The sequence below is a fragment of the Streptomyces sp. WAC07094 genome, assembly GCF_036320405.1.
GTDB lineage: Bacteria > Actinomycetota > Actinomycetes > Streptomycetales > Streptomycetaceae > Streptomyces > Streptomyces lannensis.
In genome coordinates, this window is the sequence record NZ_JAVMJZ010000003.1 from 177129 (window position 1) to 190587 (window position 13459).

Sequence of the window (13459 nt, forward strand, 5' to 3'; positions counted from 1 at the left end):
ACCGCCGCCCGCCGACACGGACAGCGGACAGTCACGACCGGCCGTCGGGTGCGGCCGCAGTACGCCCCGCGCGGCGCACGGCACGAGCGCGCGATCCCTCCCCCGGCCGGACACAACCGCTGATCCCCAGGGGCGAAGCCCGTCCGCGATACAACCGGGCTCAAGCGCACCCGAGTTCGGGAGGCGTCCGGCGAACCCGCACTGCTCGCTCGCTGGTTGGGGCACCCTTTAGAGCCTTGCAGCCTGACGTTCAGCGTGGGTGAGCCCACCCCGCGTGCCGGCCGGTGCACGTTCCGGCCACCCCTGAAGGTCTTCCGAGAGCCGCCGGGGGCAGACGGACCCACCCGACACGAACGTCCCAGCGGCCGCCCGGATCAAGTCACCGGCTTCCGGTGGGCATGCGAGCGCCCGGGAGCGCACGCGGGTGCGCGGGACGGCGGCGGCTGAGCCGCGGCCTACGCCGATGGGACGCCGGACTCATACCGTTCGGGCAGTGCGCCCCCGGGGTGCGGGCTCGTGCAGAACTGCCCGGGGGCGGGGCCGTTAGACTCATTGACAAGCGGCCGGTCGAGGGCGGGAAGAACCAGCGGTGCCCAACACACTGCAGGAACTGATCAAAAGCAAGCTGGATCAAAAAGGGTGGTCCTACAGCGATGTAGCGCGCCGTGGCGGCATCTCCCGCTCGACGGTCCACCATCTCGCGACGTCCGCGCGGCTGGCGCAGATGCCCCAGCAGGCCACCTTGGAAGGCCTGGCCCGGGGACTGGGAGTACCGGTGGCGCCGATCCACCGGGCCGCGGCCGAAGCCGCGGGCGTGCATGTCTACTTCGAGAACGCACCCGAGATCGCCGACCCCGAGGTGGAGATCCTCATCGCCAGCGTTCACAAACTCAGCCCCACCGACCGCCGGCACGTCGCCGTCCTCGTCGAATCCCTGCTCCGCGCCGGCGAATCCTGACCTCCCTCCCCTTCCACGGTTCCTCTTATTCCTCTCCTGCTCCCCGCCCGTGCGGGAGCCTTCGGGGCCGGGGCAAGCAGGCCCTGAGACGGGATCCAGGGGCGGGTGACGGCTTGCAATCGACCTGGGTCAGGGCCGCCGGGTCGCGGCAGTTGTGATCCAGTCGATGACGGCCTGCACAGTGGGGTAGTCCAACTGCGCCAGCCTGACGACCGCCTGCACGGCGGGCGGGTCCATCGGCACGCACCCTGCGTCCAGCGCGCAGTACAGCAGGACCTGGTGCGCCTGGGTCGCCGACAGAGGCCCGCCGTGATTCATCTCGCTCCGAAGTGTGGGGGCGATGGGCAAGGGTGGGGTGATGTCCATGTCTCTTCGTCATAGTTGGATCGGATGTGACGGGTCGAAGTACGAACGGGCGGGTCGGCGGCCGCCGAATCGTGGTCCGGGCGGATGTCTCATATGTGCGCCGGGCTCGGGGACGAGTGCGCTGCAGGGGTCAGTGGTGCAGGAGCGATGCCGAGTGCGGGTTTTGGCCGGGGGTGGGTGGTCAGGGTTGGCGGGTGAGGCGTTCGAGGGTGTCGAGGAGTGCCTGGCCGTGGTGGTCTGCTTCCGGCCGGGCGTGGTGGACGAGTTCGCGGCGCAGGGTGTGCCAGAACGCCTCGGTCAGGGAGTGCTCGTACCAGTCGCCGACCGTCCCGGAGCCGGGCGCGCGGCGCAGGGCGTGGGCGCGGGCGGTGAAGGAGCAGCCGGCCAGTTCACCGGCCGTGTCCGGGGCGGGGGGTGTGGCCGCTTCCTGGGCGATCGCCTGGTCCAGTGCCTGCTCGATGAGGTGGCCGGTGGGGCGCCTGCCGGTGGAGAAGGCGATAAGGCGGTGGGTGGTGGTGTCCAGGACGATCGCAGCCCACCAGACGGCGTAAGGATGATCGGGGCTGTCGACGTCGATGATCCAGCGCCGGCCCCCCACCCCACCAGCCGGCCCGCTGCCCGGACCGGTGGCCGGCCCGCCGGCCGGCCCGGGGCCGTGGTAGCCGACGCGTCCCGAACGGCCGCGCAGGCCCGCCTGGCCCATCAGGCGTTCCACGGTCTGATGGCTGACGTTGATGCCGTAGCGGTGACCGAGTTCCTGCCGGATACGGCGGTATCCGAAGACGGCCCCCGAGGAACGGTGGATGTCACCGATGATCCGGCTCAGCCACGCCTGGCGCAGCGAGCGCGCCGACGGAGTACGTTCCCGCCAGGCGTAGTAGCCGGACTCGGACACCCCCAGCAGGCCGATGGTCATCCGGGCGGTGAAACCCTCCCGGGCCATCACCGCGATCATCTCGTACCGTCTTTTGGGGGCACCACTTCCTTCATCAGGTCGATCAGATGCCGACAGGCCGCGACCTCACCCTCCAGCACCTCGATACGGGCGCGGGCCTGCATCAACTCCGACTGCGAGATACACGTGCGGTGCCAGCGATAGACGGTCTGCTGAGGCAGCCCCAGCTGCACCGCCACATCCCTGACGGAACGCCCCTGGAAAAGAAGCTGCAGAGCCTGATCGCGCACATTGGACGGATGAGAACTGCTCACCGGACCTCACACGGGAAAAGAAACAAACCACACCCGACCGCGCCCCGCACCCACTCACCCGCCCACGCCAGGCCGTGCCACCGAACACGACGGCACGAAACAGGGCGACGAAGGGGGCCGAGGGCGAAGCGGGGATGGGGCCGGTCGGGGTGCAGGAACGAAGGACAGAGGGGGTGCTCCCCTCCCGGGGGCTCAGGGCTGCGGTGGGAGTCCGCAGCCCTGAGCGCTTGAAAGGGGGCCTCAGCGCACGTGGCGGTACATCGTCACATGCGGAGCGAAATCGGCCAGCGGATCCGAACCGGTCGCCCTCGGCGCCCGCGCCATCTCACCGTCCAGCACGGCCTTGACCCGCCGCGCGAGCACGTCCGCCTGCCGGGTCACCTCCGCCACCGACACCCGCGAGGTCTTCAACGCCTCCACCTGGTCCTCGATGACGGCCAGTTCACGACGTGCGGCACTGCCCAGCGTGAACGCCCTCGGCGTGGCCACCACGAACTGATAGGCCCCGGAGAACGTCTGACACCCCGGACAGTGCTCATTGACCGCCTGACTGAGATTGGTCGCATTGATCAGCCGCGCATTGCTGCCCGCCGTGGTCACGATCTGGAACGACAGAGCAACCGACCGGCACGGCGCATGGACCGAACAGCCCACCGACTGGGCAACCGCCCGGTTGTAGGCGCTCACCGCGACCGACGGCCCGTACTCGTGAATCCGGAACGACTCATCGAACTGATTCACCCGCGTCCGATCCGCACGCGCCTGCGCCAGATCCACAGCGATCGCCGCACCACCCGACCGGCCCGCCACCGGACCCGCCGCCGCCGTACCCGTGGCCGCCACGAGAGACAACGTCGCACTCGCCGCAACCCCCAAACCAAGACCGACAGCCGACCGCGAACGACGACGCGTCGAAGGCTTGCGATGGTTCATGAAAATTTCCTCCTGCCATAAAGGCGGTAGAGCAGACGCCGGACAAGGCCAACGGCCCCACGACGCCCACACCGAAAATGACCTGCGTGAAGGCGAAGACGAAACGTCAGACAGGCCACCCCCGAAACCCCGGGGAACCCAGTGACCGGATGGATGCAGTGAAGGGGGGTGACCGGACAGCGGGGTCACCGGGCGAACGGAGTGGATGGGGTGACCGGGTGGATGGATGGGCGAACGCGAGAGGTGGCGGGATGGACAGGCGAGGGGGGTGGCGGGGGTGTTGGTCGTGGTTGGCGGTGGGGTCGGCTGTTGCCTGCGGTCCGCCGCGACCGAGCGGGCGTCAGGTGCCGCCGCGACCCGGCGGCCCCGGCAGCGACGGTGACGTGCCCGAGGGTGAGGGTGACCGTGTGGGCGAGGTGGAGGTGGACGGTGAAGGTGAGGGTGAGCCGGTGGGGGGTGTGCCGGTCACGGACGGGGTCGGGCTGCTCCCCGACGGATCCGGCGTGGGGTGGGTGCGCGTAGGGGACGCACTCGGCGTCCGGGAGACGCTGCCCGGACTCGAGGAGGCCGGGGCGGGGCTGGAGGCAGCGGACGACGGCACGGTGGCCGGCCGGCGGGACGGCGGAAGGGCGGGACGGCGGGAGGGGTGCGAGGGGGTGGGCGAGGGGCTGGCCGTGGAGGTGGTCGGTGCGGGGTGCGGGGCGGGCACACCGGGCTGCAGCACCGGGGTGACGGGCGCGGCCGCCGGGAGCGGCTTCGGTGTCAGCCCCCGCACCCAGGCCACCCCCAGCACCGCACACACGGCCACCACCGCCCCCGCCACTGCCAGCCGCATCACCGGCCGGCCCTCCGTGGCCCGCAGGCCCGCACGCCACACCCGCACCAAGATCCGGCCCGCCAGATAACAGCCGCCCGCCATCGGACACAGCAGCATCAGCGTGCCGACCACACCCACCAGCCCCGCCCACACCTGCAGATCGGCGAACGCCTCGAAGGTGCCCGACACCTGCGCGGCTAGCGCCCGGCCCGCGGTCGCCACCAGTCGGGGGAGGTTCCACAGCACATAGCCGACCTCGGCGAGCAGCAGCGGCACCATGACCGCCACCCACACCGTCACCACGATCCGCGCCGACCGCTTCAGCCCCAGCAGCGCGGCCGCCTCCCGCCGCCGCCCCGGCAACAGGCTCATCAGGATCGGCTTGACCTTGCCGTACAGATCCGGGACACCCGCCAGATCACCCAGAATGTAATAACCGTCCAGCCGAACCAACGGCATCAGCTGCTCCAGCACCTCGAAATGCGCCAGATACACCGCAGCTAAAAACAACGGCTGACCCGTCAACAGATAAAGGCCGGTCAGCACCAGCATGAAAATGACGTTGAAATACACGCCCCCCAACCCCGTCCGCAGCCGGCCCGCCCTCCCCACCCGGTATACATCCGTGACATCGGTATACATCGACGGCCAGATCAAGAAGATCCCGCAGCCGATCTTTCCCGGCACCGCGCCGCTGTAATGACACGCCGACGCATGCCCGAATTCATGAAACACCAACGATGCCACAGTCAACACAAACAGAATCAACATCCACAACGGCTGCTCCAACACCTGCAGCACCGCCGTGATCCCCCCGTGTACCCCGAACAACCAGCCATCCATCACCACCGCCGCCACCAACACCAACGCCACGATCAGCGGGGAATGCAGCCACCTCAGCGCCGCAGCAATACGAGCCACCCACCGCTCACCGAAAACGACCCGGTGACCCTTCAACGCCAACAACAAATCCGACCGTGGAGCCGCGCCGCCACCCCCAGCGGACGGGAGCGTCACCCCCATCGGAGTCAACTTCCGCTCCACCAAAAACACCACATCCTCGGCCGACACCTCCTGCCCATACCGGCCGCTCACCCGATGCGAAATCGCCTCCGCGTCCCGCGCACCATCCACAGACCCGGCCACCAGATACAAAAGCTGCGACACCTGAATGACCTGCCCATCCCCCCTCCGCAGCAGAAACTTCCGCACCACAGAGCCCGACCCTTGATACTCCCCCAGCAACTCCAGACCCTCGCACAGCTGCGGAACCATCACCCCCGCACCCGACGACACGGGCTCAGACGCACCGGAATCCGAAAACACAGCAGAGCCCGAAGGCACAGGCGTACTCAACGGCACAGCCGAAGGCACGGTGGAATGCGTGAATCCGACAGGATGCTCAGCTACAGAATGGTGCGAGGGGCCTGCGGACTGCCCAGGAACGGCCGTGCCCAGCGGCACGGTTGAGGGCGCGTCAGAGTAAGAGGGAGAGGCTGGGTGTGGGAACATGCCGGCACTCTCTGACATCGTCGAATCCGCGCTCCTCGACGCGTCCACCGCAAACGCCGCGTCCGCTCCCTGCACCGGGTACGCCGAAGGTGCCGGGTGCGTGGTAGACGCCGGGTGCGTGGAATGGGTCCCGTGCGCGGACGGCGCCGTGGGCGTCCTCGGCACGACACGCGCCTCGCCCACCGGCGGTGCCGAGTACGTGGCCGCACCCGAGACACCGGCCTCGACGGCGTCATGACGCACCGTCAACTGGTTCCAGATGTGGGCAGACTGACGGTGCCTTCCGCTACGACCACGGTTCCCATCGGACGCCGTCATTCACTACTCCAATACACGTACAGGGGAAGGCGATCCAGCCACCACCACGACCGTCCCCGGTCGACATGACCAACGAGGGCTGGCACGGCCGAAACGGCCGACGGGCTGTCGAAGCTGAACCGGCACAAGGGACAGGAACCGCGTCTGAGGGGTGCAAGCCCGGGCGGTGCACCGCATGTCGCGGCGGCAACCGCACGCGCCGAGCGACCACACGGCAGGCAGAGCAGGCGGCCTGGACAGAGAAGACAACGAGGCACAGGGTGGCTGGGATGGCGTCAGACCTGAAGCCCATGCCGATTCCGCACGAACATCCCACCCGCAACCCGCACACCAGACCACACACGGCCCGCGTCAAACACACCGCAAACCAGATGTGCGACTGACGCCCTTCGGACGGGACCGGCTGCCGCGGTCGGCGGAGTCCAAGGTCACGTCCCGCAGTGGGCGGAGCACAGGACCGCACGCCCTCACAGCGGGCGGGATGCAGGACCGCATTCGACAGTAAGTGAGCGGGATACGGGCCCAAGTCACACAGCAGGTGAGACACGGGCCGGGGAGCCGCAACCGGCGGGGTGCAGGGCCGCGTTCTGCTGCACGAAGCGGCCCTGCACCACCAGCGGGCCTTACTGGTGCACGCTGATGGCCTGCGAAGCCTGAGACTGCGCGACCGCGTACGGCGAGCACGAGTTGACCGCCTCGGACTCGTTGTGCGCGTCCACGTGAGCGACCTTCTTCGTGATGTTGGTCATCTTGGTGAAGTTGAACGAGAACTTCCCCAGCGCCTCCCGCCCGGGCAGCAGCTCCGCGGTCTCGGCCTCAAGCTGGTCCATGTTCATGGAAGAAACACCTTTCATCCTGTCAAGGGAACGGTCGAACAGAACGGGCACCGAGCCCAGGCGGCCGAAGAGTGAACCCTCCGAACCGCCGCCCTGGGCCGCGTCCTGCACCTGCGGAGCGAGAGCCAGGCCGGCGGTGAACCACACACCGACCGAACCTCCCGCACCGCAACAGCGTCCGAACGAGGGGGACCCACCGCTCCGCAGCCGGGTCATGCGGGAACCCGGCTGCGGAGCAGCGGAAACGGCGGACCCATTGGCACAAGGGCCAACAGGTCATGACCAAACCCCGCCGTCCAAACACTCCGAACAATTTGTCCGGAGGCCCTGGACGGTAGCCGAACCTCACACAGAAACGCAAACCCCCCATACCCGACAAGCGTTCAAAAACGCACAACCGTTCACACCGCACACCCGCAACCGCAAGCTCCCCCAACCCACCCCCGTAGACACGCGATCGCCCCGACCACCCACCCAACAGTGGTTATGAGGCCGACGGACTGGCTACTGAACGAGGCGAACTCGCAGGCGACCAGCTGCATTTGCGCTGCAAAGCCGACGGACCCGGAACCAGACGCGATGGTGGAGACTCAACGCCCAACAGCCACCTGTATCCCCGGCAACTCCGACCCCGCCAAAACCACTCCAGCAGAATCAGGCCTCGCATACAGAGCAAGCAGAGCCACAACCCACGTACAGTCCAACGAGTTCGCTGCCCACCGAACAGAGCCGCCGTAGTCCCCCAGCTCCCGGGACAACTCCCCGCTCCACGGAGGCACTCCACAACCCGACAAACCCATGCCGCGCCCCCAGTCAGTCAGACCCCACCAACTGTGGCGCCGTCAACGCCGCACTTCTCAACGCCCCGAACACCAACCCCCTTCGCCAGTGCCGGATACCCCAGATCGCCCCGTGCCGCCGGGCAGCGAGAGTCGGCGGACCGGCACGACGACGTGCCCGGGGCCGGCTTGGTCGCAGGCTTGCAGTCATGGAACCGGCAGGGCCCTTGACCGCCGACCGGACCGGTCCCTGCGCCGCCGCCCCCGCCGGAGGGCTTCAGCCGATACGCACCCCTGCGCCGCTGACACGAACGCGCGTATCACCTGCTCGCAGTGTCACCGTGAGCTCGCCGGGACGGCCCAGGTCCTCACCCTGGCGCAACGTGAGAACAGCGTCCTCGGCGACCAGGCCCAACTCCCGGGCGTACGCACCGAACGCGGCGGCCGCCGCGCCGGTCGCCGGGTCCTCCACGACGCCGCCGACGGGGAACGGGTCGCGAACATGGAAGACGGTCGCCGACTCGCGCCACACCAACTGCAGTGTCGTCAGATCCAGGCGGTGCATCAGGGCTTCCAGCCGCGCGAAGTCGTAATCCAGATCCGCCAGGCGCGCGCGGGTCGCCGCCGCAAGGACAAGATGGCGGGCGCCTGCGAAAGCGATGCGGGGCGGAAAAGCCGTGTCCAGATCGGCGGGCGGCCAGCCGAGTGCGGCAAGCGCCTCGGCCAGGTCGGCGTCGGCGATCTCTTCGAGGTGCGGCTCGACGCTGGTCAGCGTTGCCCGGAGCAACCCGCCTTCTCCCACCACGTCCACCGGCACGGTGCCCGCGCGCGTAGCGAACACCAGTCGGCCGGGACCGATCCGCTCGGCAAGCGCGACAGCAGTTGCAACGGTGGCGTGCCCGCAGAACGGGACCTCGGCCTTGGGACTGAAATAACGGATGCCGTACGCCCGCCCCAGCTCGCCGTCCAGCCCCTCCGGTGGCGCGGTCAGGAACGCGGACTCCGAATACCCCAGCTCCGCGGCGATGGCCAGCATGTCAGCGTCGTCGAGGGCGCCGGCGTCCAGCACGACACCGGCCGGATTACCACCCTCAGGAACACCGGAGAAGGCGGTGTAACGCAGAACCTCAGGCCGCTGCACATTCATCGTCATGCCCCCGGCAACACGAACCGGCACCGCCGCCATTCCCGGACGGTGAAGACCGGGCCGCCGAGAGGTCCTCCCCCGCTCGCCGACGGCGCCATCGCCGTCCCGATCACCTGCCAGACGGAACTCGCCGAGGCTCGACCGGAAAACCGCCGCTTCAGATCCCTACAAGCACCGTCGTCGCCCCCGAAGCACATGCGTTCGTGCCCTCAACCCCGTGGCCGCCACACGAAGCACTCGCCGCCCAAATACCGGAATGCTCAGCCAGGCCCTGGAGGACCCTCGACCGGAACATCGAACACCGACTCGGCGGCACCCTTGCGTACCTCTCGGCCAGATCCTCGTCCATCAAAGCGCCGCCATTGATGTCGTCGCTCTGTGCATCGGCGTGAGGCAAGACATCACGCCGGGCATCGACGGGCCTGGAACACTCAACCCCGCATCAGCCAGACGGCTGCCGGACAGGCCCTACAGCACTGCCCCAATTGACGGCGCACCAATGCCCGACCGCCCGCCAGGGAGTGTCCCGCCCCATCAGGGGCAAGCGCTGGCTAGGCACCGGCGTACGTCACCTGGCGTGAAATCGAAGGGAACCTCACCATGTTGTCCATAGTCTCGGCGGTCCTGTTCTTCATCGCCTTCCTGATCAACGCAGCTGACATCTCGACCAACGACACGTTCACCTCGACGAACATCATGCTCATCGGCCTCGCCGTGTTGGCTCTACACCTCGCGGGGCTGGGCAGCGGCTGGCGAGTCCGGGGCCGCAGACGCTGAAACCCGCTACCCGGCAGTCAGCGAGAGGCCGTCAACACGCGACAGCCCCTGGGCGGATGAGCGCGCGATGATGCGTGCTCCGGCCTGACATGACCGAGCCGGCCACCGGTCGGCGACCTGCTGCGCCTCCTCGAAGTGACGCAACATCGCCGACCCCGCGTCTCGATGTGTGTCTGGCTCCGGACGACTTGGACACCTGGTCACAGGTCCTGCAGGAACTCGCAGCCGGGCGGAATGCCGTCTGGATGGATGACGGGCGCAATCCCGAGATCCGGTTCGACCTGTCCGGTCGCGACGGGATTGCCGTGTTCGTGGTGGCGGACACGGCTGCATCGGGACCATCCGTCCGCGTCCCGGTGCGCCTGGCCGGCGGCAGGGCCGAAGAGCACCACGAACGGCTGCAGCACGTCCGTGCAGCTTGGCCCCAGGAGGTTGTGGAGACCTCTCCCGGCGCCTACGAATGGCGGCGCTGAGCTGTCGAGAATCGGCGCTTGCAGATGAGTACGGTCCCACGGAGGTGATCAACGGTCGCCTCGAACACTTCCGTGGGATCCGTGCTCGGACTCCGCAACCTGTCCAACTACGTTGCACGGTCGCTGCTGCTCGAGACCGGCGGCCTCAGGCCGCAACTGTCCCTCGACCGTGAAGAGTCCCATTGAAGACCGGTCAGTCCACGAGCAGCACGAGTTTGCCGCGCACAGTCCCGGCTTCGCCGACGCGGTGCGCGTGGGCCACCTCGGTCAAGGGGAAGGTCTGGCCGACCTGGATGGAGAATCGTCCACTTTCGGTCATCTGAGCGACCTGGGTCAGCGCGTAGGTGGCGCGGCCGGTGTCGCCGCGGCTGAAGCGGACGCCCGTCCGCTGCGCGCCGCGGAAGTCGGCGACCGTGATGACATGCTCGGGCGTACCCACGAGGTCAACGAGTTCGGGAAGGACCCCGCTGCCGGCGACGTCCAGTGCGAAATCGACACCCGACGGCATGATTGCCCGGACTCGTTCTGGCATCCCGTCGCCGTATGCCACCGGCTCGGCCCCGAGCGAGCGGAGAGCATCGTGCGTGCCTGGACTGCCCGTGCCGATGACGCGCGCGCCGCGCTCAACGGCGAGTTGAACAGCGGCACTCCCGACGCTGCCGGATGCCCCGTTGATGAGCACCGTGCTGCCCGCTGTGACGTCGAGCTGGTCAAGCGAGCGCGCTGCGGTCTCGGCTGCCGCGGGGATCGCTGCGGACCTCGCATAGTCGAGCGAGTCCGGGATCGGGGCCCAATAGGACAGCACGGCCAACTCTGCTTGGGCGGCTCCGTACGGTGAGGCTCCGAAGACGCGGTCGCCAACCGCGACACCCGAGACATCGTCGCCGATCTCGTCAACGAGACCCGCAGCCTCATAGCCCAGAGTCTGTGGAAGTTCCTGGTCCATCAGGCCCTGACGCTTTTTCCAGTCGCTGCCGTTGATCCCCGCGGCACGGACCTTGATCCGTATCTCTCCGGCACCGGGATGGGGATCGGGCAGGTCAACGATCTCGAGAACCTCCGGGCCGCCGAACCGGCTGAACTGTGCTGCCCTCATGACGCACTCCTTCCGCGGAAGAAGTGGCGGATCGTCCGATACCGCGTGTGCGCGTACTCCCTGTCCGGCTGTTTGCTCGGCCCCAGAGCACGTTTCTACTCCGATACGTCCGACCCTACGTCATGACCGCCCACGCGCGGCGAGCCCCCTTTGGAGCCGCCTCGACCCACACAACCCGCCGGCTCCCATACCCGCCGACGGGAGGAGGCCCGGCTGTAGAGAACCCACGAGATCCCTGATCGAGACCGTGGGAGCTGTGACGAAGCTCTTCATTTGTCCAATGAAGCTACATAGGGGGCAAGCTTGGCAGGGGCCACCACCCACATGACACGTTCGATGCCCCGCTCCGACACATCGGCGGTCAGCAGAGCCACCGCCTCGCCATGTGCTGTAACCAGGGCAGCCGGCCTACCGTTGGCCTCGACCCAGCGGATTTCCGTCTCGGGCCAGAACCGCGGGGCGTAGGCAACAAGGGTCTTCGATACGTGCGGACGCCCGACAACCGGAACCTTGGATGCCCCACGCTTACCAGCGCTGTCGGCATAGCTGACCACGTCAGCGGTGAGAAGTTCTTCGAGCGCCGACAGATCGCCTGTACGTGCCGCGCTGACGAACGCCTCCAGCAGCTGTCGATGGACGTCGGAACTGACAGGCTCCTTGCGTTCTGCCGACAGATGCTTGCGGGCCCGGCTGACCGACTGGCGCGCGTTGGCCTCGCTGGTCTCGAGGATGTCCGCGATGCGCTGGTACGGATAGTCGAAGGCCTCCCTCAGAACGTAAGCGGCCCGTTCCACGGGCTTCAGCTTCTCCAGGAGGAAGAGAACCGCCATGTCGAGGACCTCTGCCCGTTCCGCACCCAACTGGGGGTCCGCCCTGGTGTCCACCGGTTCTGGAAGCCACGGGCCTGTGTAGGACTCCCTCCGCGCTCTGGCGGACTGCGCACAGTTGATCGCCAGACGAGTGGTGATCGTGGCCAGGAACGCCGCCGGTTCCTCGACGACGGCACGATCTGCGGTCTGCCAGCGCAGCCATGCGTCCTGGACGATGTCCTCGGCCTCCGCGGCACTGCCGAGCACGCGATAGGCGATGCCGAAGAGCCGCGGACGCGCCGCCATGAAATCCCTCGTCGCCTGGTCAAGGGAGTCTGGGTCGTCACAGGCGCGCATACGTTGCCTCCTGGTCTCAAATCCACATTACAAGCCGTCGCTGCGGCGCGCGTCGCGATGCGCAGTTGCCCCTCTCCCTGCGTGCGGGGGCTCCCACGAGGCGCTGTGTCCAGTCCCTCGGCCAGCCACAGCACGGGCACACGGCGATCCGCAGCACTGGATGAGGCGTCGGCGTTCCCGGACAGGGCCACGACTCCGTCATGACCGGGGCAGATCCATCGAGGGCCCGTAACGCGCCCGGCAGTGAAACCGCAGGCAGCGGCGAACAGGACCGATTTCCGACTCCACGGAATTCAGGTCAATAAAAGACAAGAATTCACCCAGCGAGAGCCATTCAATTCATTTGCTCAAACAGGCCGGACATGCAGTTGCGCCACGAGGAAGAATTCGCCTGGACGGGTGTTTCAAGAAGGACCGGAACTCAACGCCCCGCGCCCATGCGAATAGGCTGTTGAGCTGCATCTTTACGTAGGACTCGTAATCCCGACCGCCTACCCCCGCACGCCTGACCGCCTATCAGCCTGCGCAGTGAGGCATGGAATTCGAGGTAGCGTCTGACGCAGCAGCAGGGAAATGATCGAATTCCTGCTGTTCGAAAGGAGAGTTCGTGAAGACCATTGCTAGGGCTGTGGCAGTCGCGCTGTTGACTGCCGGAGCCGTTGCCGTGCCCCTCACGGCAGAAGCCAGCGCCACCCCGCTGCCGGGATCGGTTTCCGCGGCGCCCGCCATGTCCGCCCTCCATCGCGGCGACAGTGCGCGGATCCACCACCCCTCCCACTACCGCAACAACGGGGATCTGCGCCGCTACCACGGCGTCGACCTGCGGCGGTACCGCGGCTACGATCGCGACTACTGGCGCTGGGACAGGTACCGCAACCGCTGCGACCGGCACTCGGGCTGGGACCTGGGGCGCTACGGAGGCGGGCGCTACGGAGGCGGGCTCTACGGCCTGTACTCCAACGGTTGGGACTGCTGCCGCTACTGACCCAACAGCACATCCACCTTCCATGAAGCCGCGTCGCCCGCCGTCGAATTCCGCCGACGGCGGGCGACGCGTGTTCCCCCACAAAAA

The 13459-nt window shown here is 67.7% G+C and carries 14 protein-coding genes and 1 pseudogene; 6 read left to right on the forward strand and 9 right to left on the reverse strand.

Annotated elements, in window-relative coordinates:
• The first annotated feature begins 589 nt into the window (after positions 1-589).
• Entirely contained in the window at positions 590-958 is a 369-nt protein-coding gene (locus tag RCR19_RS40240; RefSeq protein WP_331270049.1) for a helix-turn-helix transcriptional regulator, read from the forward strand.
• A 129-nt stretch (positions 959-1087) separates the two neighbouring features.
• Here RCR19_RS40240 and RCR19_RS40245 read toward each other — a convergent pair whose 3' ends face one another.
• The 5 genes from RCR19_RS40245 to RCR19_RS40265 form a co-directional block, all read right to left on the reverse strand.
• Positions 1088-1276 carry a hypothetical protein gene (locus RCR19_RS40245; RefSeq protein WP_252125116.1) on the reverse strand — a complete coding sequence of 63 codons (189 nt, stop codon included), beginning with the start codon at positions 1274-1276 and terminating at the stop codon, positions 1088-1090.
• 229 nt (positions 1277-1505) lie between these two features.
• Positions 1506-2267: an IS3 family transposase gene (locus RCR19_RS40250; protein WP_331270050.1), complete on the reverse strand. Its 762-nt coding sequence runs from the start codon at positions 2265-2267 to the stop codon at positions 1506-1508.
• Between the two features lie 8 nt (positions 2268-2275).
• Entirely contained in the window at positions 2276-2533 is a 258-nt protein-coding gene (locus tag RCR19_RS40255) for a helix-turn-helix domain-containing protein (protein ID WP_331269756.1), read from the reverse strand.
• A 240-nt stretch (positions 2534-2773) separates the two neighbouring features.
• Entirely contained in the window at positions 2774-3466 is a 693-nt protein-coding gene (locus tag RCR19_RS40260; protein ID WP_331269755.1) for a hypothetical protein, read from the reverse strand.
• A gap of 340 nt (positions 3467-3806) precedes the next feature.
• Positions 3807-5558: a hypothetical protein gene (locus tag RCR19_RS40265; RefSeq protein ID WP_331270051.1), complete on the reverse strand. Its 1752-nt coding sequence runs from the start codon at positions 5556-5558 to the stop codon at positions 3807-3809.
• 235 nt (positions 5559-5793) lie between these two features.
• On the opposite strand from RCR19_RS40265, the gene RCR19_RS40270 reads away from it, so the two are divergent.
• Positions 5794-6033: a hypothetical protein gene (locus RCR19_RS40270; protein ID WP_331270052.1), complete on the forward strand. Its 240-nt coding sequence runs from the start codon at positions 5794-5796 to the stop codon at positions 6031-6033.
• Between the two features lie 703 nt (positions 6034-6736).
• Here the strand turns inward: RCR19_RS40270 and RCR19_RS40275 are convergent.
• Entirely contained in the window at positions 6737-6949 is a 213-nt protein-coding gene (locus RCR19_RS40275) for a hypothetical protein (protein WP_331270053.1), read from the reverse strand.
• Between the two features lie 1056 nt (positions 6950-8005).
• The gene (locus RCR19_RS40280; RefSeq protein WP_331270333.1) at positions 8006-8881 is read right to left on the reverse strand and encodes a PhzF family phenazine biosynthesis isomerase; all 876 of its coding nucleotides are present in this window, start codon (positions 8879-8881) and stop codon (positions 8006-8008) included.
• Positions 8882-9475: 594 nt separating this feature from the next.
• Between RCR19_RS40280 and RCR19_RS40285 the strand changes: the two genes are divergently transcribed.
• The 3 genes and pseudogenes from RCR19_RS40285 to RCR19_RS40295 form a co-directional block, all read left to right on the forward strand.
• The gene (locus tag RCR19_RS40285; RefSeq protein ID WP_331270054.1) at positions 9476-9652 is read left to right on the forward strand and encodes a hypothetical protein; all 177 of its coding nucleotides are present in this window, start codon (positions 9476-9478) and stop codon (positions 9650-9652) included.
• Positions 9653-9741: 89 nt separating this feature from the next.
• On the forward strand, positions 9742-10125 hold the full coding sequence (locus RCR19_RS40290; RefSeq protein WP_331270055.1) for a DUF5959 family protein: 384 nt from the start codon (positions 9742-9744) through the stop codon (positions 10123-10125).
• 32 nt (positions 10126-10157) lie between these two features.
• Positions 10158-10311: pseudogene (locus RCR19_RS40295) on the forward strand (ISL3 family transposase); the annotation flags it as partial.
• Positions 10312-10318: 7 nt separating this feature from the next.
• Here the strand turns inward: RCR19_RS40295 and RCR19_RS40300 are convergent.
• Both RCR19_RS40300 and RCR19_RS40305 read right to left on the reverse strand, forming a co-directional pair.
• Positions 10319-11221, reverse strand: coding sequence for an NADP-dependent oxidoreductase (locus tag RCR19_RS40300; RefSeq protein WP_331270056.1), 903 nt, complete (start codon positions 11219-11221; stop codon positions 10319-10321).
• Positions 11222-11490: 269 nt separating this feature from the next.
• Entirely contained in the window at positions 11491-12387 is an 897-nt protein-coding gene (locus RCR19_RS40305) for an RNA polymerase sigma-70 factor (protein ID WP_331270057.1), read from the reverse strand.
• Positions 12388-12994: 607 nt separating this feature from the next.
• Here RCR19_RS40305 and RCR19_RS40310 point away from each other — a divergent pair.
• Positions 12995-13372: a hypothetical protein gene (locus tag RCR19_RS40310; protein WP_331270058.1), complete on the forward strand. Its 378-nt coding sequence runs from the start codon at positions 12995-12997 to the stop codon at positions 13370-13372.
• Positions 13373-13459 lie beyond the last annotated feature (87 nt).